15 protein-coding genes are annotated in these 19,621 nt (G+C 60.4%); 13 read left to right on the top strand and 2 right to left on the bottom strand.

Annotation, left to right across the window (positions count from 1 at the left end):
* The first annotated feature begins 195 nt into the window (after nt 1–195).
* The 4 genes from AB4P94_RS03750 to AB4P94_RS03735 are packed head-to-tail and all read left to right on the top strand — an operon-like array spanning nt 196 to nt 4,604.
* Entirely contained in the window at nt 196–1,179 is a 984-nt protein-coding gene (locus AB4P94_RS03750; protein WP_395609461.1) for a sugar ABC transporter substrate-binding protein, read from the top strand.
* The gene (locus AB4P94_RS03745; protein WP_395609460.1) at nt 1,179–2,702 is read left to right on the top strand and encodes a sugar ABC transporter ATP-binding protein; all 1,524 of its coding nucleotides are present in this window, start codon (nt 1,179–1,181) and stop codon (nt 2,700–2,702) included. Before AB4P94_RS03750 ends, AB4P94_RS03745 begins: the two co-directional genes overlap by 1 nt.
* Nucleotides 2,695–3,681: an ABC transporter permease gene (locus tag AB4P94_RS03740; RefSeq protein ID WP_395609459.1), complete on the top strand. Its 987-nt coding sequence runs from the start codon at nt 2,695–2,697 to the stop codon at nt 3,679–3,681. Before AB4P94_RS03745 ends, AB4P94_RS03740 begins: the two co-directional genes overlap by 8 nt.
* Nucleotides 3,678–4,604, top strand: a complete 927-nt coding sequence (locus tag AB4P94_RS03735) for an ABC transporter permease (protein ID WP_395609458.1) — start codon at nt 3,678–3,680, stop codon at nt 4,602–4,604. The genes AB4P94_RS03740 and AB4P94_RS03735 overlap by 4 nt, the downstream gene beginning before the upstream one ends.
* On the opposite strand, the gene AB4P94_RS03730 is transcribed toward AB4P94_RS03735, so the two are convergent.
* Nucleotides 4,605–6,692 carry a TonB-dependent receptor family protein gene (locus tag AB4P94_RS03730; RefSeq protein ID WP_395609457.1) on the bottom strand — a complete coding sequence of 696 codons (2,088 nt, stop codon included), beginning with the start codon at nt 6,690–6,692 and terminating at the stop codon, nt 4,605–4,607.
* 185 nt (nt 6,693–6,877) lie between these two features.
* Between AB4P94_RS03730 and AB4P94_RS03725 the strand changes: the two genes are divergently transcribed.
* From AB4P94_RS03725 to AB4P94_RS03690, 8 genes are all read left to right on the top strand, one after another.
* Nucleotides 6,878–7,234 carry a YceK/YidQ family lipoprotein gene (locus tag AB4P94_RS03725; RefSeq protein WP_395609456.1) on the top strand — a complete coding sequence of 119 codons (357 nt, stop codon included), beginning with the start codon at nt 6,878–6,880 and terminating at the stop codon, nt 7,232–7,234.
* Between the two features lie 132 nt (nt 7,235–7,366).
* A complete protein-coding gene (locus tag AB4P94_RS03720) occupies nt 7,367–9,124 on the top strand; it encodes a carbamoyltransferase (protein WP_395609455.1) in 1,758 nt (585 codons plus the stop codon).
* Nucleotides 9,108–10,238, top strand: a complete 1,131-nt coding sequence (locus AB4P94_RS03715) for a glycosyltransferase (RefSeq protein ID WP_395609454.1) — start codon at nt 9,108–9,110, stop codon at nt 10,236–10,238. Before AB4P94_RS03720 ends, AB4P94_RS03715 begins: the two co-directional genes overlap by 17 nt.
* Entirely contained in the window at nt 10,238–11,134 is an 897-nt protein-coding gene (locus tag AB4P94_RS03710; RefSeq protein WP_395609453.1) for an antimicrobial resistance protein Mig-14, read from the top strand. The genes AB4P94_RS03715 and AB4P94_RS03710 overlap by 1 nt, the downstream gene beginning before the upstream one ends.
* A complete protein-coding gene (locus AB4P94_RS03705; protein WP_395609452.1) occupies nt 11,131–12,546 on the top strand; it encodes a PIG-L family deacetylase in 1,416 nt (471 codons plus the stop codon). The genes AB4P94_RS03710 and AB4P94_RS03705 overlap by 4 nt, the downstream gene beginning before the upstream one ends.
* A 60-nt stretch (nt 12,547–12,606) precedes the next feature.
* A complete protein-coding gene (locus AB4P94_RS03700; RefSeq protein ID WP_395609451.1) occupies nt 12,607–13,491 on the top strand; it encodes a DUF6625 family protein in 885 nt (294 codons plus the stop codon).
* Nucleotides 13,488–14,642, top strand: coding sequence for a glycosyltransferase family 4 protein (locus AB4P94_RS03695; protein ID WP_395609450.1), 1,155 nt, complete (start codon nt 13,488–13,490; stop codon nt 14,640–14,642). Before AB4P94_RS03700 ends, AB4P94_RS03695 begins: the two co-directional genes overlap by 4 nt.
* Nucleotides 14,639–15,523: a glycosyltransferase gene (locus AB4P94_RS03690; protein WP_395609449.1), complete on the top strand. Its 885-nt coding sequence runs from the start codon at nt 14,639–14,641 to the stop codon at nt 15,521–15,523. Before AB4P94_RS03695 ends, AB4P94_RS03690 begins: the two co-directional genes overlap by 4 nt.
* 46 nt (nt 15,524–15,569) lie before the next feature.
* Here the strand turns inward: AB4P94_RS03690 and AB4P94_RS03685 are convergent, their stop codons facing one another.
* Nucleotides 15,570–17,432, bottom strand: coding sequence for an O-antigen ligase family protein (locus AB4P94_RS03685; RefSeq protein ID WP_395609448.1), 1,863 nt, complete (start codon nt 17,430–17,432; stop codon nt 15,570–15,572).
* A gap of 160 nt (nt 17,433–17,592) precedes the next feature.
* On the opposite strand from AB4P94_RS03685, the gene msbA reads away from it, so the two are divergent.
* Nucleotides 17,593–19,398 carry a lipid A export permease/ATP-binding protein MsbA gene (gene msbA, locus AB4P94_RS03680; protein ID WP_395609447.1) on the top strand — a complete coding sequence of 602 codons (1,806 nt, stop codon included), beginning with the start codon at nt 17,593–17,595 and terminating at the stop codon, nt 19,396–19,398.
* Nucleotides 19,399–19,621 lie beyond the last annotated feature (223 nt).

Genomic DNA, 19,621 nt, shown 5'->3' with positions numbered 1-19,621 from the left:
CCTCCCGCACAAGCTGGCTCCCACACAGGCAAGTGTTGCCTGAGCAACAGCGATCAGGCACTTGGCAGCCGATAACGACAATCCGCCTACTACTGAAAAATCTATCCAATTGATTTAGCTGAATAAAATTTCTTGCACGCGCGCTGCAATACCCCTGGCTGAACTCTTTCATCGGTCGCCCAGCGGAGCCGCAGCATGCCATCCACCCTTACCTCAATTTCCCGCCTGCTCTGCCTGGGCGCTGCCCTGCTACTCACCCAGGTCGCCCAAGCCGCCAGCGAAGACGACGCCAGCGTCCCCTCCCTGGCCGGCAAGCGCATCGCGGTCAGCATGACCGGCACCAGTCACTACTTCGATATCAAGGCCTTCCAGGCCCAGGTCGATGAAATCAAACGCCTGGGCGGCACCCCCATCACCCTCGACGCCGGGCGTAACGACAAAAACCTCGTCACCCAACTGCAAACCGTCGTCACCCAAAAGCCCGACGCGGTGATCCAGACCCTCGGCACCCTCAGCGTGATCGACCCCTGGCTCAAGCGCATCAGCAAAGCCGGCATCCCGCTGTTCACCATCGACGCGCCGTCGCAATACAGCCTCAACAACACCACCTCCGATAACGTCGCCACCGGCAAGGCCCTGGCCGATCAACTGATCAAAGACGCCGGTGGCAAAGGCAAGATTCTGGTGTTCAACGGCTTTTACGGCGTGCCCGTTTGCGCGATCCGCTACGACCAGTTGAAGCTCGCGCTCAAGGACTACCCGCAACTTGAGATCATCCAGCCCGAGCTGCGCGATGTGATCCCCAATACCGTGCAGGACGCCTATTCCCAGGTCTCGGCCCTGCTCAACAAATATCCCAAAGGCAGCGTCTCGGCGATCTGGTCGGCGTGGGACATTCCGCAACTGGGCGCGAGCAAGGCGTTGATCGACGCCAAACGCACCGAGATCAAAACCTATGGCGTCGATGGCACGCCGGAAGTGCTGGCGCTGATCGGCCAGGCGGACTCGCCGGTGGGCGCGGTGGTGGCGCAGCAGCCGGCGCTGATCGGCAAGACCGCCGTGCAGAACGTCGCGCGCTACCTTGCCGGGCAGCGTGATCTGCCCAAGGAAACCCACGTGGCCACGTTGCTGACCACCGCCGCCAACCTGGCGCAGGTTCAGCAACTGCGGGGTGACTGATGACCGCGTTGCACTTGCAGCACTTGCACAAACGCTTCGGTGCCACCGTGGCGCTGGATAACGCGAGCCTCAAGGTTGAGCGCGGCACCATTCACGGGTTGGTCGGCGAGAACGGCGCGGGCAAGTCGACCTTGATCAAGATCCTTGCCGGTATTCACCGGGCTGATGCGGGGCAGGTGAGTATCGACGGTCAGGCGTACACCTCGCTGTCGCCGCGCCAAGTGGATGGGCTGGGCGTGCAATTCATCCATCAGGAGCGCCTGCTACCCGCCAGTTTCACCGTGGGCGAGGCGTTGTTTTTCGGGCATGAATTGCGCCGTGGGCCGTTTGTGGATCGGCGTAAACAGCAGCGTGAAGCCGAGCGTTTGCTGGCGGAATATTTCGACCTGCAATTACCTCCCGGTGCGTTGGTGAGCGAGCTGAACAGCGCCGAACGCCAGGTGCTGCAAATCACCCGGGCGCTGATCCGCAAACCCAAGATCCTGGTGTTCGACGAGCCCAGCGTCGCGCTGGTCAAGCGTGAGGTCGACCAACTGTTGCGTATCGTCAAACGCTTGCGCGGCGAGGGGCTGTCGATCCTTTACATCTCCCATTACCTGCAGGAAATCGACAGCCTGTGCGATGAGGTCACGGTGCTGCGCAATGGCCGCGACGTGGCGGTGGTGGCGCCTCGGCACACGTCCAGCGCCGAGATTGCGCGGCTGATGGTCAACCGCGAGGTGCAGGAGATGTACCCCAAAGCCAAGGTCGAACTGGGCGAGTCGCTGCTGCAGGTGCGCGGGCTGAGCCTGGCGCGGCGCTACCGGGATATTGAGCTGGACGTGCGGCGCGGCGAAATCGTCGGCCTCACAGGGCTGGTCGGTTCGGGCGCAAAAGAACTGTTCAAAACGCTGTTTGGCGTCGAGAAAGCCGACAGCGGCAGTATTCATCTGGAGGGGCGTTTGCTGCGCCTGCGTTCGCCCGGCCAGGCGATCGCGGCGGGCATTGCGTTGGTGCCCGAGGAGCGCCGCACACAAGGGGTCTCGCCGGTGTTGTCAGTGCTGGAAAACCTCACGCTGGCAGGGCTTGCGCGGTTCTCGCGCTGGGGCCTGTTGAGTCGGCATCGGGAGCAGGCAGAAAGCCTGCGGCTGATCGACGAGTTGGCGATCAAGGCCCCCGGGCCACACGCAGCAGTCAGCCAGCTCAGTGGTGGCAACCAGCAGAAGGTCGCCCTGGGCAAATGGCTCAGCCGCCGTTCGGCGGTGTACCTGCTGGATGAGCCCTGCGTGGGCGTGGATGTCGGCGCCAAGGTGGAGATCTATCGCCTGATCGGGCGGCTGGTAGAAGAGGGCGCGGCAGTGTTGGTGTTGTCGTCTGACCTGCCGGAACTGCTGGGGATCAGCGACCGGATTCTAGTGCTGCATCGCGGCGAGATTGCCGGTGAATTCCGGGCGGGCGAGGCCGACAGCGATCAATTGCTGGCGTGTGCCACGGGTGCGGTCCCCGTTACGGCGGCGTCAGTGCGGGAGGTTGAACATGCTTGAAGTCGTGACGCCGGGGTTTTCGCAGCGCCTGTGGGTGCTGGTGCTGCGCCGAGGCTCAGTAGGCGTATTCCTTGCGATTCTGTTGGGGTTCGCCGTGGCGGCGCCGAACTTTCTGTCAGTGGGCAACCTGGCCAATGTGTTCAGCCAATCGGCGATCCTCGGCGTACTGGCCTTCGGGCTGACCTGCGTGATTATCGGCGGCGGCTCGAATGTGGTGGCGGGTGGGCTGGACCTTTCACTCGCCGCCAATCTGGGGCTGTGTGCGGCCGTGTTCAGCCGCCTTAACAATGCTGGCCTGGAGCTTTGGTTAACCTTGCTGCTGACGCTCGGTTGCGGCCTGGCGGTGGGGTTGGTCAATGGCCTGGCCGTGGTGGTGCTGCGTTTGCCGCCGCTGCTGGCGACGCTGGCGAGCATGAATGTGCTGGCCGGGCTGGAGCTGGTGCTGACGGAAAATACCGTGGTGTCCACCGACTCGCCGCTGCTGGATCTGCTCAGCGGCGGGGCCTGGCTGGGCGTACCGGCGCTGGCCTGGGTGCTGTTGGTGACGGCGGGTTTGCTGACCTTGCTTATCCAGCACTCGGTCTATGGCTTGCGCCTGCATGCAGTGGGCGAATATCCCCAGGCTGCCGAGGCGGCGGCCTTGCGGGTACCGATCTATGTGCTGTCGAGTTATCTGCTGTCGGGCCTTTGTGCCGCCGTGGCCGCGCTCTGTTCGGCGGCGTTTTTCAGTGGCAGCACCACCGGTTCCGGCGACATGTTGCTGTCAGTGGTGGCCATCGCCTTTCTCGGCGTGGTGTTTTCGAGGCGGCTGGTGGCGAGTATCCCGGGCACTTTGCTGGCGGCGTTGTTGATCGGTTTTCTGATCAATGGCTTTCAGTTGCTCAACGTGTCGAGCTTCTGGGTCAACGGCGTGCAGGGTGTGTTGATTCTGTTAGTGGTCGCGGCGTCCAGTGCACTGAATAAAGGGGCCGGCGTATGAAGCTGCGTGCTGTGCTGCCGCTGACATTGCCTGTGGTATTTGCGGCCATCGTGCTGGTGTTTGCTCTACAGGCGCCCGGTTTTTTGAGTGGCGGCAACCTCAAAAGCCTGCTGCTGAACAACTTCGTGTTGCTGGCGATTGTCGCCATCGGCATGACCTACGCGGTGGCCGCCGGCGGCATCGATCTGTCGGTGGGCACGGCGCTGGATTTCGCCAGCTTCAGCTTTGTGGTGTTGCTCAATGGCGGGCATGGCTGGGCCTTTGCTGCCACCGGCGCACTCGCCGCCGCGCTGCTGGTGGGAGTGATGAATGCAGGCTTGATTGCAGGGCTGCGCATCAGCCCGTTTCTGGCCACGCTGGGCGCCTTGTTTATCGGCACCAGCGCCCAGCAATTGCTCTCCGATGGCGGTCAGCCGATCTATATCGCCCAAGGCTTGAAGCCGGAACTGACCGGGCTCATACCTTTGTTGATCGTATTGGGCCTGGCCTTGTTTTATGGCCTGGCCTTGGCGCGCGGGCGCCTGGGTCGCGAACTGCTGGCCCAGGGCACCCAGCCTTTGCTGGCGTACTACTCGGGGCTGTCGGTGCGGCGCATTGTCACCGTGGTTTCGCTGGCCACAGCCCTGGCGTGCGGTGTGGCGGGCGTGTTGCTCAGTTCGACAGTCAGCGCTTACGTGCCGTTGTCCGGCAACGCGTTTTTGCTCAATGCGATTGGCGCGGTATTTATCGGCACCACCTTGAGCCGGCAGGGCCGGGCGAATATCCCCGGCACCTTGCTCGGCGTGCTGTTTATCAACGTGATCGCCAACGGCTTGCTGCTGATCGGCTGGAATTTCTACTGGCAACAGGTGGCGACCGGCGTGTTGATTTTTGCGGTGCTGACCTTCAGTTTTGCCAGTCGGCGGGTGTTGGAAAGCCATTGATCAGAACTGATACTCCGCGCCTGCCCCGGCGTACCACGAGCGGCCCGGCGCGGCTTCGTAATAGCGGAAGTTGCTGTCGCCGACGATCACCGAACCGACGTACTGGCGGTCGAGCAGGTTGTCCAGGCGCAGGGTCTGGTGGAAGGTCCAGTGTTCGACCTTCTGTTCGAAGCGGGCGCGCCAGTTGAATACGCTGTAGCCGGGCGCGGCGTGTTGGGTGTTGGTGTCTTCAACGTAGACCTTGCTGCGGTACATGCCTTCCAGCGCAGTGCTGACCCAGTCGCGGGGCTTCCAGTTGAGTTCGGCGAACAGCGTGGTTTGCGGAACGCCGGGGAGGTAGTTGCCCTTGTCGATGGTTTTCCCACCGTTGGTAAAGTCGCTGTCGTAGGTGGCTTGCAGGCGGGTGTAGGCGAGGTTGGTGCTCCACTGTTCGCTGAGCTGGCTTTCGATGCCCAACTCAAAGCCACGGCGCAACGTGCGGCCGGCGTTTTGGTAGCTGGTACGCCCGTCTTTGGATTGGGCTATTACCAATTCATCGTTTGTGGTGATCTGGAACACGGCGGCATTGATCCGGGTATTTTTCACCTGAGCCTTTAGTCCTGCTTCGTACTGGGTGCTTTCTGACGGTTTTAGCCCGAAGTTGAACCCTTCCGTATTACCCGGCGCGTAGGCCAATTCGGCTTGGGTCGGTGTTTCGAAGCCTTTGCCGGCACTGACGTAGCCATGCAGTTCAGGCGTGAAGGCGTACATCACGCTCATCGATGGCGTATTTTTCTGATAGGTCTTGTTGCCGCTGGCATCGCCGTTGCTCAGGAACTGGTCGTCAACGTCCATCTCCATGGTGCTGTGCCGGACGCCTGCTTGCAGGGTCCAGCGGTCGAGTGCCCAGTTGGCCTGGATGTATGGATCAAGGCTGCGGGCGGTGTCGATTTCATCGCGGCGTAGCTGTCCTTTAACGCCGAGAGTGTTTCCACTGTAGTTTTTGTAGCCGTGTCGGCTGTCTTCGCTTTGGTCAAAGTCCAGGCCGGTGATGATCATCAGTTCGCCCGGTGCACTCTCGATAGGCTGCATCCAGCGCGCGCTGCCACCGTAGAACTTGCGGTCAAATTGCACCACACCACCGCCGCCAAGTTCGTTGGTGGGTGTGCCTTTGGGAATCGACAAATACTGAATCACACTGCGCCGACCGGTGTAGGCATTCACCTGCAGCGTCGCATCGCCGAAGTAGCGCTCATAATTCATGCCTACTTGCTGATGGTCGATACTTTTTCGTGTGTTGTATTCCAGTGCCTCAGGCGCCACCGAGCGCGGGTCGGCCTTATACGCGTCCCACTTTTGCCCCAGCGGGTCCTGCGTGCCGTTCTGCTCCAGGCTGCTGTAAATCAGCGCCAGCTTGCTGTCGTCATCCGGCTGGAAGTTGAGCTTGGCGAAGGTCTGGTCACGGCGTGCGCTGCTGTGGTCGCGGTAGCCGTCGGTGTCCATGCGTGAGGCGTCGAGCACAAACCCCGCGCCATTGGCCGAGCCCTCGGCAGTGAGGTGGTTCTTGTTCAGGCCGTCGCTGCCCACCAGCGTCTCGGCGCCAATGCGCGGCGGGCCTTCGCCGTCGCGGGAAAACATCTGGATCACGCCACCGGCGTTGCTGCCATACAGCGTGGCGGCCGGGCCGCGCAGTACTTCGATGCGCTCGGCGGTATCGAGGTTGAAGGTGGCGGCCTGGCCCTGGCCGTCCGGTGTGCTGGCGGGGATGCCATCGGCAATCAATTTGATGCCGCGCACGCCGAAGGCCGAGCGGGCGCCGAAACCACGGGACGAGATTTGCAGGTCTTGGGCGTAGTTCTGGCGGTTCTGCACCACCAGGCCCGGCACGCGGGACAGGGCTTCAGAGGCGTTGATGCCGAGCTGGCCGTCGCTGATTTGTTCATGGCTGATGCTGTCGACCGAGTAGGGCAGGTCGAACGTCGGGCTGGCGCTGCGCGAGCCGGTGACCACGCTGGGGTCGAGCACCAGGGCGGTGTCGTCGGCGCGGGCGGCGTCGCACAGGGCAATCAGGCCGGGCAGCAGCAGGGTGAAGCGGGTGAGGGTGTTCATCAGTCAGCCGGAATCCGTGGCGTTACTCAAGGTGTAAACGCGCAAAAGGGCGCGAGTTTAGTGGCTCGGGCGATTTTTATCATTTGGGAATGATCCTACGCTGCCTATGGTCTGCCCGCGTTGGGCCTTCACTGGCTTCGATGTTAGCGTGAGCGGCATTGTTGAGGGATCAAAGGGAGCGAGGTGTGAAGAATCTGTCGAACATCATTTGGGGGGCCGTGTGTTTGTCGCTGGCAGGCTGCGGCACGATCAATACTGTTTTTCGCCCTGACGCCGTGGCTAGCCAGAATCTCAAGGATTCGCGCAGCCATTGCGAAAATGTGCCGCGAATCTACAGTGGCGTTATTTACAACTTTTGTAAGCTCAATGGTGAGCCTGCACCCGACAAAAGCCTGAAAGATATAAGCCTTGGGGATCATGCTGGCATGGCCTTACCGTTCGTCGCTTTCGACGCGGTAGCCTCTGGAGTCGTGGACACCCTGGTTCTGCCCTATACGATTTACCGTCAGAACAACGACGGCAGCATAGAGATCTACCGCTAGCCCTCGCTGCTAACAGCTTCCCCCTGCTTTTAAGTTATAATCCCGCCCTTTAGCTGTTTCCTGCCCAGACGGGAAGCACACTTTTTTCAGGCGCGACCCGCCTGCATGCAGACTAAAAGAGGCTAGACCCCTGTGGCATTGACGATTCTTGGCCTGTCCGGCGCCCTTAGCCATGATCCTTCCGCAGCCCTGTATATCGACGGCAAGCTGATTGCGGCCGCCGAAGAAGAGCGCTTCGTACGCGACAAACATGCAAAGAACCGCATGCCTTACGAGTCGGCGAAGTTCTGCCTGGAACAGGCCGGCATCAAGCCTTCCGACGTTGACGTAGTGGCGATCCCGTTCGCCCCGATCAGCCTGTTCGGCGAGGCGCGCTGGCACTATGCCAAGCGTTACTGGTACGCCCCGGACCGCGCCCTTGACGCGATCCTGATGGGCAACCGTCGCTACAAGCGCTATCGCAACAAGATTGTCTGGTGCCTGGAACAACTGGGCTTCGATCCGAAGAAAATCAAGATCGAACCGGTTGAACACCACCTGGCCCACGCCTCCAGCGCTTACCACTGCTCCGGCTTCCAGGAAAAAACCGCGATCTTGGGCATCGACGGCAAGGGCGAGTACGCCACCACGTTCTTTGGCTACGGCGAAAACGGCAAGATCCACAAGATCAAGGAATTCTACGATCCGGACTCCCTCGGCGGCCTGTATGGCGCGATCACCGAGTTCCTCGGTTTCGAGATGCTCGACGGCGAGTTCAAGGTCATGGGCATGGCGCCGTACGGCGACGCCAGCAAATACGACTTCTCGCGTCTGGCGTCCTTTGAAAATGGCGAGTTGGTGATCAACACCGACTACGCCAACGTCATCGGCCTGCGCCGTTATAAAGAGAAGGGCAAAGGTTTCTACTTCTCGCCAAAACTGATCGAGTGGCTGGGGCCAAAGCGTGAAGGCGATATAGCCGACGAGCCGTACATCCACTACGCCGCCAGCATGCAGGCGCTGTTCGAGAAGTTGGCCCTGCAGATGATCGACCACTACCTGGGCGACATCCTCAAAGACACCGGCAAGCTGGCCTTCGCCGGCGGTTGCGCGCTGAACGTGAAGCTGAACCAGAAAATCATCGCCCGTGACGACGTGAAAGAGCTGTTCGTACAGCCGGCGTCCGGCGATGCCGGTACTGCCGTCGGCGCGGCAGCCTACGTGTCCCACGCCCGTGGCGTGCCGGTGGAGAAGATGGAACACGTCTACCTCGGCCCGTCCTATAGCAACGAAGACGTGATCGCCGCCTGCGCCAAGCACGCGAGCAAGCCCAAGTGGCGCCAGATCGAAAACATGCCGCAGCGCATCGCCAAAATCATGGTCGACGGCAACCCGGTGGCCTGGTTCCAGGGCCGCATGGAGTTTGGCCCGCGTGCATTGGGCGGTCGTTCGATCATCGGTTGCCCAAGCGCCACCGGCGTGGCAGACCGGATCAACCACCAGATCAAGTTCCGCGAGCGCTGGAGGCCTTTCTGCCCGTCGATGCTCGACACCGTGGCCCCGCAGATGATCAAGGTCGACCACCCGGCGCCGTTCATGACCTTCACCTTTGAAGTGGCTGAAGAGTGGAAAACCCGCGTGCCGGAAGTGGTCCATGAAGACGGCACCTCCCGCGCCCAGGTGCTCAAGCGCGAATACAACCCGCGCTACTACGACATGATGAAAGAGCTGGAAGTGCTGACCGGCAACGGCGTGTCGCTGAACACCTCGCTCAACCGTCGTGGCGAAGCGATGATCTGTTCGCCGACCGACGCGCTGAACATGTTCTTCGGCTCCGACCTTGAGTACCTGATCATGGAAGACATCCTGGTCGTCAAAGACGGCGTGGATCCTTATGACACGGTCGGCTGAGCGTCACGTCCTGCAGTTCTGCCACGGCTATGACGGGCCGTTCCTGGATTGCGCGCGACAGTACGCGAGCCTGTTCGCAGGCTCCGGCTACAAGGTGACCACGGTGTTTCTCACCGGGGTCGCCGACCCCGACGTTGCCGCCGGGTGTGCCAGTGACGAAGTGTTGTTCATGGAGTTCAGCTCAAAGGCCATTCGTGGCCTGAAGCTGGGCGCCATCGGCGAGCTGCGCAAGATTGCCGCCTCGCGCAATTTCAGTTTCTGCATCGCCCACCGCTTCAAACCGATCTACATCGCCCTGCTGGCCACGCGCCTGCCGGTGATCGGCGTGCACCACGCGTTTGGTGACTACAAACGCGGTACGCGCAAGCTGTTCGCGTCGATTTTCCGCAAGCGCCTGAGCCTGCTGGGCGTGTCCGATGCGGTGCGTGATGACATGCGCCGCTGTCTGCCCGCCTGGCCTGCGGCGCGCATCCAGACCTTGTATAACCGCATCGGTATCGAGGCCATGCAGGCCTTGCAAGTGCCGGCCGATGCCGCGCGCGATGCCCTGGGGTTGTCGCCGGATGAGTGGGTGGTCGGCAACGTCGGCCGTCTGCATCCCGACAAGGATCAGGCGACATTGATCAAGGGCTTTGCCCAGGCATTGCCGTATTTGCCCGCGCAGAGTCGCCTGGCGATCCTCGGCAGCGGGCGTCTGGAAAAAGACCTGAAGGCTTTGGCCCGCGAGCTGGATATTGCTGACCGCGTGTCGTTTCTCGGCCAAGTGCCGGATGCGCGCCGTTATTTCCGTGCGTTCGACGCCTTTGCCCTGAGTTCCGACAATGAGCCTTTCGGCATGGTGCTGCTCGAAGCCATGGCCGCTGGCGTGCCGCTGCTGGCCACCTCCTGTGGTGGCGCCCGTGAAGTGGTTGAAGGTGTAGGCATACTGTTTCCGTTTGGCGACGCCGAACACTTGGGGCAAGGGTTGCGTCACTTGGCGGCCATGGACCGTCAGCAGCACCAGCAATGTGCCGAAATGATGCTGGAGCGCCTGCACGAGCGGTTCTCGGATCAGGCTGTGCGCGCTGTGTTCTGGCAGTTGCCTCACGTAATCGAACTGACCGCGAGGGCTTGATGCTCAATCGATTCCAAGGCTGGCGCGAGCGTGGCTGGTCCGTCGTTGATGCGTCCACCTACAGCGATGCCTGGCAGCGTTTTGGCGGCAGTGTGGCGACCCACCCGCAAGTGGTTGAGCGGCTGGCCGGGCTGGCTGAAATCCCTGTGCGTTATCTGGCGTGGGAGCAAGGTGGCGAGCTCAAGGCGTGCATTGCCACCTGGGGCCAGGACTTGGCCTTGTCCAAGGATGTACTCAAGCGCCAGGGCAAGAAGGGGTTGTTCGATTTGGGGAATGCCGAGTTGATCCTGCCTGCGGCTGCCGATGCCCAAGCGCCCTTGCGTCATCGCGGGCGGTACCTGTCGGCGCTGAATGAGGGGCGCTTTGTCGCCCTCAAGCCTCAGGCCGAGCAGTTGGCCATGGCGCGCAGCCCTGAAGAACTGTCGAAAAAGTTTCGTTATAACCAGCGCCGCGAATTGCGCCTGCTTGAAGAGGCGGGCGGTGTGATGCGTGCGGTCCATGAGTTTTCCAGCGCGGAGCTGGCAGCGATTTATTGCGATTTGTTCCAGCGCCGCTGGGGCTTTCCCGCCACCGGTGCCGAGCACATGGCGCAGGTGATCGAACTGTTGCGTGAGTGGCTGATCGGCTCGGTGATTTTCCTCAACGATGCGCCGATCGCGATTCAACTGGTGTACCGCGTTGAAGCACCGCAGTGGGTCAGCGTCGAGTACATCAACGGCGGTGTCGACCCTGAAACCCGTGCGTTCAGCCCGGGCAGCGTCTTGAGTTTCCTGAATACACAAAGCGCCTGGGAACAGGCGCGGGAAGCCGGCAAGCCGTTGCGTTTTTCATTTGGCCGGGCTGACCGTGAGTACAAGGACCGTTGGTGCAACCCCGTGCCGGTATTCAAAACATGAGTGAGTCCGTGAGCCGCAAGCAGGCGTTGCTCAAGCGCCATCGTCGCAACAAGCGCGTCAGCCTGCTGGTCGGGTTGCTGCTGTTGATTGGCGTGGGCGTGGTGGTGGCCTGGTGGTTGCCGCTGGTGCTGGCGGTGCTGGCGTGGGTCGCTCACGAGGCCTGGTTTGCCGACCACCTTTTCTACTCGCCCAAGGACGACTATCAGTATCAGTTTGCGGCGGATACCGAGCAGCCGAAGGTCAGCCTGAAGCAGGGCTGCCTGGTGCTGGATCAGGCATTGGCACTGGCTGGCGATGAAACGCTGATCCTGGCGTTGCGCCTCAAAAGCAGTGCGCTGGGCCGTTTTATCGATCCCTATGTCGCCTTGCCCGGAGGTGATCGTCAGGTGTTCGAGCGCGGTGTGGATGGTTTGCGCTATCTGAACCTTACCGGTCAGGCGCAGGCGCTTCTTGGCGGTCAGTTGCTGTTGCGCAGCCGGTTTTGTCGTGTGCAGGGTGAGCCGGTTCTGTCGGTATTCCGCCAGCCTGACGTGCTTCAACAGCGGGTGATGGTCATCGCGCCCCACGCCGACGACGCCGAACTTGCGGCCTTCGGCCTGTACAGCCAGGCGACGCAGCCCTGGATCGTGACATTGACGGCCGGCGAGATCGAGGCCGAGCACTATCAGCAGATGGGGTTGGGCAAGCCTGAAGCCGCGCGGCTCAAGGGCCGCCTGCGTGCCTGGGACAGCATCGCCGTGCCGCGTTGGGCCGGTGTCTCCCAGGAGCATTGCGTGCAGCTGGGCTATTTCTGCCTGCAGCTGGCGGCGATGAAGGCCGAGCCCGACCGTGCGGTGGCCTCGCGGGAGGCCGGGCTGGAGGATATTCGCCTGTTTCGCCAGTTCAACCCCTTCACCTTGCCGGCCGACGCCGATGGCCGACCGACCTGGAACAACCTGTTGTCCGATCTGCGCGCCGTACTGTTGATGGCGCGCCCGGAAGTCATCGTGCTGCCCCATGCGGTGCTGGATCCGCACCCCGACCATATCTGCGCCCAACAGGCTGTTCTGGAGGCCTTGCAAGGGCTGGAGTGGCAGCCGACCACGTTGCTCGGTTACGCCAACCATCTGCATGACAACGACCGTTGGCCGATGGGGGATTCGGGCGCTGGTATCGCTTTGCCACCATGCTTTGATTCAACGTACACTTTGCAGCCTTACTGCCTGCCGGTATCTGAGGAACGGCAGTGCGACAAGGCAATGTCGCTTGGCATGATGCATGACTTGCAGCCGAGGATGCCGTTCAAACGGCGTGTGCGGCGCGTCATTCAGCGCCTGCTGGCTGGAAGAGCTGTCTCGCCCTGGGGAGAGAACGAGTTTTTCCGCAAAGCCATCCGGCGCCATGAACTCTTTTGGTTCATCAAGCACAAGTAATGTAATGCAACGTGATGGAGCGTCGTGCGCTCCCGAATCAATGACAGTGAGTCCCCCAGAGTGATCAATCAGCGCCCCCGCATTCTCTTTCTTATTCCGTACTTTGGTCGCTGGCCATTCTGGATGCCGTTTTTCCTCGAGAGCTGTGGGCGCAACCCGGATATTGACTGGCTGCTATTCAGCGATTGCCCGATGCCTGAAAACGTGCCCGCCAATGTCAGGATTGAAACCGTCACGTTTGCCGATTACTGCGCGCTGGTTTCGCAGCGGCTGTACATCAACTTTGCGCCTCAAGCGCCTTACAAGTTATGCGACATCAAGCCAGCGCTCGGGCATATCCATGCGGATCGCCTCGCGGGTTACGATTTCTGGGCGTTTGGCGACCTGGACCTTATCTACGGCAACCTGCGCAATTACTTTACCGGCGAGCGCCTGGCCGGCTATGACCTGTTTTCAACCCATGAGCGGCGGGTCGCCGGCCATTTGTGCCTGATGCGTAATACCGCCAAAAAGCGGCATGCGTTCATGCAGATCAAGGATTGGGAGGCGCGCTTCACCGATCAGGCGCATCATGCGCTGGATGAAGGCGCGTTCAGCCGTATTTTCCTGTGGCGCAAAAACTTTCCGAAGCCATTGTTCAATCTGGTGGGTAAATTCAACCCCTGGCGTCGACGCAGTGAGTTCACCGAGGCATTCAGTACGCCGGGTGGCGTCATCAAATGGCATGACGGCAGTGATCGCTTCCCTCATCAATGGTTCTGGAATGACGGCCGTCTGACCAATGACAGGGATGGTGGGCGGGAATTTCCATACTTCCATTTTGTCTGCTGGAAGCGCAATCAGTGGCCGCTGCAGCCCGAGCCTCCCGTCGAGTACGTCGAGGCGCTGGCTGCTGAAAAATCCTGGGTTATTGATGCCACAGGTTTCCATCGAGGAGAGTTATGAGTCGGCGTTTCAAGGTCCTGCAACTGCAGCCTGACTACAATGTTAAATCCCATGACTTCGCCGACCTGGCCGAACAGATCGTCAAGGCATTGCCGGCGGACCGCTACGAAGTCACGGCCGCGTTCCTGCGTGGCCGCCCGGGGCCGGGGGAGCCTGTCAGCCGTGCGGCTTCTTCCGTCTATTTCGAGTTTTCCGACAAGTCCCTCAAAGGCTTGAGGCTGCGCGCCATGTGGCAGCTGTATAAGTTCTGCCGTGAGGAAAAGTTCGACGTCGTAGTGTGCAACCGCTTCAAACCGGTCAACATGATGTTGCAGTTGAACCGCTGGTTGAAGATCCCGTTGTGTATCGGCATCTCCCACGGTTTTGGCGAATATGACCGTGTCTACCGGCGCAAGCAGGCGCAGCGCTGGATCGACAGGCACTGGCGGTTTGTCGGCGTGTCGCCTGCTGTTAAGCAATACCTGCTGGACTGCCAGTGCGGCTTCACCTATAGCAATACCTACGCCATCACCAATGCCATCGATATCGAACAGGCCGAAGGCCTGCAGCATTCCCGTGAGCGTGCGCGTGAATTGTTGGGCATCGACCCTTCGGTGCGCCTGATCGGCGCCCTGGGCCGGCTGGTGCCGGTCAAGGGGCATACGTTTCTATTGCAGGCTTTTGCCGCGCTCAAGGACAAATACCCCACCGCCCAACTCGCCATCATTGGGGCGGGGCGTGAAGAATCCAGCCTGACGGCGCAGATCCAGAGCCTTGGCTTGAGTGGGCGCGTGCACCTGCTGGGCTTCAAGGAAAATGCCCTGCAGTACGTTCGCGCCTTTGATATTTGGGCCATGCCGTCGCTGGCGGAAGGCCTGGGCCTGGCCTTGCTGGAAGGCATGAGCGGTCGCTTGCCGGTGATCGCCTCAAGCGTGCCCGCCATGCTCCCGCTGATTGAAGGGGCGGGCGGCCTTGCGGTGGAGCCAGCCAACGTGTCGCAGCTGACTCAGGCGCTGGATACCTACTTGGCGTTGCCCGACGAAGCGCTGGCGCAAAAGGGTGAGCAAGCTTACCAGTACCTCCAGGCGCAGCACGACATTGAGGTATTCCGCCAGGAGTACCTGGAACTGATTGATTCAGGATTGGCTCAAGCACACAGGAATAATGTATGAACCAGAGTCAGCCTTTGGTCACCGTGATCATCGCGTCTTACAACCATGGGCCCTACATTGAGGCCAGCATTCTCAGTGTTCTAAACCAGACCTACCCCAACATCGAATTGCTGGTAATTGACGATGGCTCGACAGACGACAGCGTCGAGCGCATTCGCCGTTTACAGGAACAGCACACGTTTGATTTTCGCGTCCAGCAGAATCAAGGGTTGACCAACACGCTCAATGGCGCCATCGCACGGTCCCAGGGCCCGTTGGTTGTGCCGTTCGGTTCCGATGACATCATGTTGCCCGAGCGCATCGCGACTCAGGTGGCCTATATGGATGGCAAGCCTGAGGTCGGGATCTGTGCCGGTAACATCGAACTGATCGATTCCAATGGCGAACTGTTCCCGGAGAAACGCCAGCGCCGGGACGTGCCTTTCCGGCGCCTGGACTTCGACGACATGTTCATGGAGCGCAAACCCTACCCGCCCGCGCCCACGCTGATGATTCGCCGTGAAGCGCTGGAAAAGGTCGGTGGTTTCGACCCTGAAATTCGCCTGGAAGATTTGTTGATCGAGTTGAAAATTACCCGGGCCGGCTACTTTATTGATGGTTTGAACGTGCTCATGGCGCGCTACCGCAAACACGCCACCAACTCGTACAAGAACCATCGATTCATGATCGACAATATTCTGCGTTCATACGCGTTGTTCAGTGATCACCCGCAATACGACGAAGTACGTTACAAGTTCCTCAGCTCCATGTTCCTTAAAACGTCCAACCGCAACCGTGCGTTGGCGCGAGAGCTGTTGGCGCAGATCCCGTTTCGGGCGTGGAACAAGAAAACCTGGCGCGGCTTGGTGCGGTTGTATTTTTCCCCGCTGGAAAAAGACTGATACCGCGCCGATGCGCCCCGCACAGGGGGCGCATCGGCTTCACGGCTCAGGTGGCCGGGCGAGCCAGCGTTTGCACCTGTTGGCGAATCTTTGCCATGGCTTGCGGCGATGCAACTGAGGCATAACCCTTGGTCAGCTCAGCAAAGTGAGTCTCGAACAACCAGTTGCGGTCCTGCGCATAGCGTTGCATGTGCTTCAGGTTGCGCTGGCGCAGTGTGTAACGCAGTGCCGACGGGTAAATGCGCAAGTCGGCTACGTCGATCAGGCCGAACTCGCCATCGTCCATCAGCAGTACATTGCCCAAATGAAGTGAGCGGAAATAAACACCGCGCTCATGCAACTGGGCCATGAACCGGCCAAAGCGTTCGATCAGCGATTCGCGCAGGCTGCTGTCCAGGCTTTGCAAGGCCTGGCGCAGTGTCAGCCCGGGTAGCGGCTGGTAGCGTACGGCGCTGCTGCCGTCGCGCAGGTGATACAAGTCGAGAATCAACGGTGAAGCAATACCCAGCGAGCGCAACTGCTCGCTGTTGCTGGCGAACCGCTCCGAATAGGGGTTGAAGCCGCCGGAGGTGTACCAGCGACGGGCCCGGAACAGCTTCAGGAAGCTGCCGTCTGCCAGGCGCAGGACCTTGGGGCCGAGGCCATCTTCCTCAATGATGACGGCATCCTTGTGCAAGGCTTCAAGAGCCTGCGCCCCAAGCCTCTTGACCGGTATGCGCAGCACGCTGTGCCGGCGTTGTGCGAGGCTCAGGCCCGCGATCAATGCCAGCGGGATCCACAGTAGAAACCAGTGCTCCTTGGGTCGCGACAGAATGCCACCGCCCTCGGTCAGGCCGGCGCCGATACCGTAGGCCAGCAGGGAGGAGGCGAGGATGAACAGCGGCTGGGCGCGCTCTTTCAAACCCTTGTAAAGGCCCCAGCCAAGCATGAAGGTCCACGGGATAAAGCCGATGATGCCGACGTAATAGAGAACGCCCAAAGCGAAGCTGTGGGGTTCGCGCAGCGGCAGAAACTCATGGTTCACAAGCGTTACGTAAAGTTCGGAATCGTAGCTGTGGCCTATCCACGGATAGTCAGCGATACGGTCCAGCATGATGCGCCATATCTCGATACGAAATGAGCTGCCGCGCTCGGTGATTGATCCCGGGTAAAACAGCAACAGTGCGATCGCTGTGACGGCCAGGCCCGTAACCATCAGCGCCGAACGCCGATTGCGGCTGAGCAGGCCCATCCAGAGCACTGCCATTACCAATGCAACCAAGGGTGTCCTGGAACCCGTTGCCAGTACCGCCGCGGTCATGATCGTGACGGCGGGGACGCTGAGCCACAGTGTGCGCATGTGCTTTGTATTGACGCAGACATACAGCCAGTACACACAGAAAAAACCGAACAGATGGGAGCTCAGTAACGGGTTATCGAGGGCGCCCAGGCCGCCGATCATGCGCATGCCCGGCTGGAAGCCTTTGACAAACGCCACCAGGTTGGAAAGGCAGACCGCCAGTGCAATCACGGCGGCGCTGAAAAAGATCGGTCGAAACAGGTCGTTGCGGTAATGCAGCATCAAACCGCAGCCGGCAAACAGCATGAACGTTTGCAGCGGGACCTTGTACAGGTTGGAGTCGCCGGTGGGCGCCGGGCTCCAGAGCACAGTGGTCAAAGCCCAGGCACAAAACACCAGAAAGGCAATCGCCAATGGCTCGCGCAGCAACTCTTTGAGTTCACGCGGGCGCAAGCACAGCAGGAACAGGGTCGGCACACTGAAAAAACCATAGTAGAGCCGGTGCATGACATTGCGATTGGTGACGTAGAACAGCGAACTCAACAGTAGCAGCAAACCAATGGGCAAAATCCACAGGACCAGGAAGTCGAAAACGCGATTTGAGCCATAAATGAGGCGCTTGGAGTGCATACAGTAGAAGCCATTCCAGAATTGAGAAAGCCGACCATCTTAGATTAGTGGCCATATAATGTCTCCGGTTGGATCCAACCGGGCCGAGGGTCATGCCGGGTGCAAGTACAACAGAGAAGCTGTGCTAAAGTCAGCCTCCTTTTTCAAAACGCCGCGTGATATGACCGACTCCAGTCCGAGCGCAAGCCCTTCGAGCTTGAAAATATACTTCCGCCTGCTCAGTTACGTTAAGCCCTATATGGGCTTGTTCGCGTTGAGTATTGTCGGATTTCTGATTTTCGCGTCGACCCAGCCCATGCTGGGGTACATCCTCAAGTACTTCGTCGACGGTCTTTCCAACCCTGAAGCGGTGCTGTTTCCCACTGTGCCGTTCCTGCGCGACCTGCAATTGTTGCAAGCCGTTCCTTTGCTGATCATTCTGATCGCCGCCTGGCAGGGCCTGGGTTCGTTCCTGGGCAACTACTTGCTGGCCAAGGTTTCCCTGGGCCTGGTCCACGACCTGCGGGTACAGCTGTTCAACAACCTGTTGACGCTGCCAAACCGCTACTTCGACAACCACAACTCCGGGCATTTGATCTCGCGCATCACCTTCAACGTGACCATGGTCACGGGGGCCGCGACGGATGCCATCAAGGTGGTGATCCGCGAAGGCATGACGGTGATCTTCCTGTTTGCCTCCCTGCTGTTCATGAATTGGCGCCTGACGCTGGTGATGGTTGCCATCCTGCCGTTGATTGCCGTGATGGTCAGAACTGCCAGCAAAAAATTCCGTAAGCAGAGCAAGAAGATTCAGGTGGCCATGGGCGACGTGACGCACGTCGCTTCCGAAACCATCCAGGGTTACCGCGTGGTGCGCAGCTTCGGTGGTGAAGTCTACGAGGAGAAGCGTTTCCTCAAGGCCAGCCTGAGCAACACCGACAAGCAACTGCGCATGACCCGCACCGGTGCGATCTATACGCCGGCGCTGCAGTTGGTGATCTACACCGCCATGGCGGTGCTGATGTTCCTCGTGCTTTACCTTCGCGGTGATGCGTCGGCAGGCGACATGGTGGCTTACATCACGTTGGCCGGCCTGCTGCCCAAGCCGATCCGCCAATTGTCGGAAGTCAGCTCCACCATCCAGAAAGGCGTGGCCGGTGCTGAAAGCATCTTCGAGCAGTTGGACGAAGAGCAGGAAGTCGACCGTGGCACGATCGAACGCGACAAGGTCAGCGGCCGCCTGGAAGTGCGTCAACTCAACTTCACTTATCCGGGCACGGATCGCCATGTGCTTAAGGACATCAGCTTCAGCGTCGAGCCGGGGCAGATGGTTGCACTGGTCGGTCGTTCCGGCAGCGGCAAGTCGACCCTGGCCAGCCTGATCCCGCGTTTTTACCACCATGAAAGCGGTGAGATTCTGCTCGATGGCGTAGAGGTTGAAGATTACAAGCTGCTCAACCTGCGCAAGCACATTGCCCAGGTAACCCAGCACGTGACCCTGTTCAGTGACACCGTGACCAACAACATCGCCTATGGCGACCTGGCGGGTGCGCCACGGGCGGACGTTGAAGCGGCGGCGGCGGATGCCTATGCCAAAGACTTCATCGACCAGTTGCCCAAAGGCTTCGACACCCCGGTCGGCGAGAACGGTGTGCTGTTGTCCGGCGGCCAGCGCCAGCGTCTGGCAATCGCCCGGGCGTTGCTCAAGAACGCGCCACTGCTGATTCTCGACGAGGCCACCTCGGCCCTCGACACCGAATCCGAGCGGCACATTCAGGCAGCTCTGGACAAAGTCATGCAGGGCCGCACGACCCTGGTGATCGCGCATCGCTTGTCCACCATCGAGAAGGCTGACCTGATTCTGGTGATGGACGACGGCCGGATTGTGGAGCGTGGCACCCACGGCGAGTTGCTGGCGCAGAACGGCTATTATGCCCGCCTGCACGCCATGGGCCTGGATGCACCGGTGTCGGCCGACATCACCTGAAAACACTGTGGGAGCGGACTTGCTGTGGCGAGGGAGCTTGCTCCCGCTCGATCGCGCAGCGGTCGCCAGCTTTTTGGGGGCGCTTCGCACCCCAGCGCAAGCAAGCTTGCTCGCCACAGCAAGCCCGCTCCCACATTTGTTAAGCGCTGGATTCACAGCAGTGTCCGCCATCTTCTGTCACGCCCGCCACAAGCCTCCTGTAACCCTGTGCTAATATCGCGCC

It is taken from the genome of Pseudomonas sp. B22129 (assembly GCF_044218875.1).
Lineage (GTDB): Bacteria > Pseudomonadota > Gammaproteobacteria > Pseudomonadales > Pseudomonadaceae > Aquipseudomonas.
The sequence above is the reverse complement of the archived record's forward strand: the minus strand, read 5'-3'. Positions and strand labels throughout refer to the sequence as shown.

Excerpts from the sequence above, each read along its gene's own strand:
- AB4P94_RS03750 (WP_395609461.1), top strand. The coding sequence starts at position 196 with ATGCCATCCACCCTTACCTCAATTTCCCGCCTGCTCTGCCTGGGCGCT.
- AB4P94_RS03745 (WP_395609460.1), top strand. The coding sequence starts at position 1,179 with ATGACCGCGTTGCACTTGCAGCACTTGCACAAACGCTTCGGTGCCACC.
- AB4P94_RS03740 (WP_395609459.1), top strand. The coding sequence starts at position 2,695 with ATGCTTGAAGTCGTGACGCCGGGGTTTTCGCAGCGCCTGTGGGTGCTG.
- AB4P94_RS03735 (WP_395609458.1), top strand. The coding sequence starts at position 3,678 with ATGAAGCTGCGTGCTGTGCTGCCGCTGACATTGCCTGTGGTATTTGCG.
- AB4P94_RS03730 (WP_395609457.1), bottom strand. The coding sequence starts at position 6,692 with ATGAACACCCTCACCCGCTTCACCCTGCTGCTGCCCGGCCTGATTGCC.
- AB4P94_RS03715 (WP_395609454.1), top strand. The coding sequence starts at position 9,108 with ATGACACGGTCGGCTGAGCGTCACGTCCTGCAGTTCTGCCACGGCTAT.
- AB4P94_RS03710 (WP_395609453.1), top strand. The coding sequence starts at position 10,238 with ATGCTCAATCGATTCCAAGGCTGGCGCGAGCGTGGCTGGTCCGTCGTT.
- AB4P94_RS03705 (WP_395609452.1), top strand. The coding sequence starts at position 11,131 with ATGAGTGAGTCCGTGAGCCGCAAGCAGGCGTTGCTCAAGCGCCATCGT.
- AB4P94_RS03695 (WP_395609450.1), top strand. The coding sequence starts at position 13,488 with ATGAGTCGGCGTTTCAAGGTCCTGCAACTGCAGCCTGACTACAATGTT.
- AB4P94_RS03690 (WP_395609449.1), top strand. The coding sequence starts at position 14,639 with ATGAACCAGAGTCAGCCTTTGGTCACCGTGATCATCGCGTCTTACAAC.
- AB4P94_RS03685 (WP_395609448.1), bottom strand. The coding sequence starts at position 17,432 with ATGCACTCCAAGCGCCTCATTTATGGCTCAAATCGCGTTTTCGACTTC.
- msbA (WP_395609447.1), top strand. The coding sequence starts at position 17,593 with ATGACCGACTCCAGTCCGAGCGCAAGCCCTTCGAGCTTGAAAATATAC.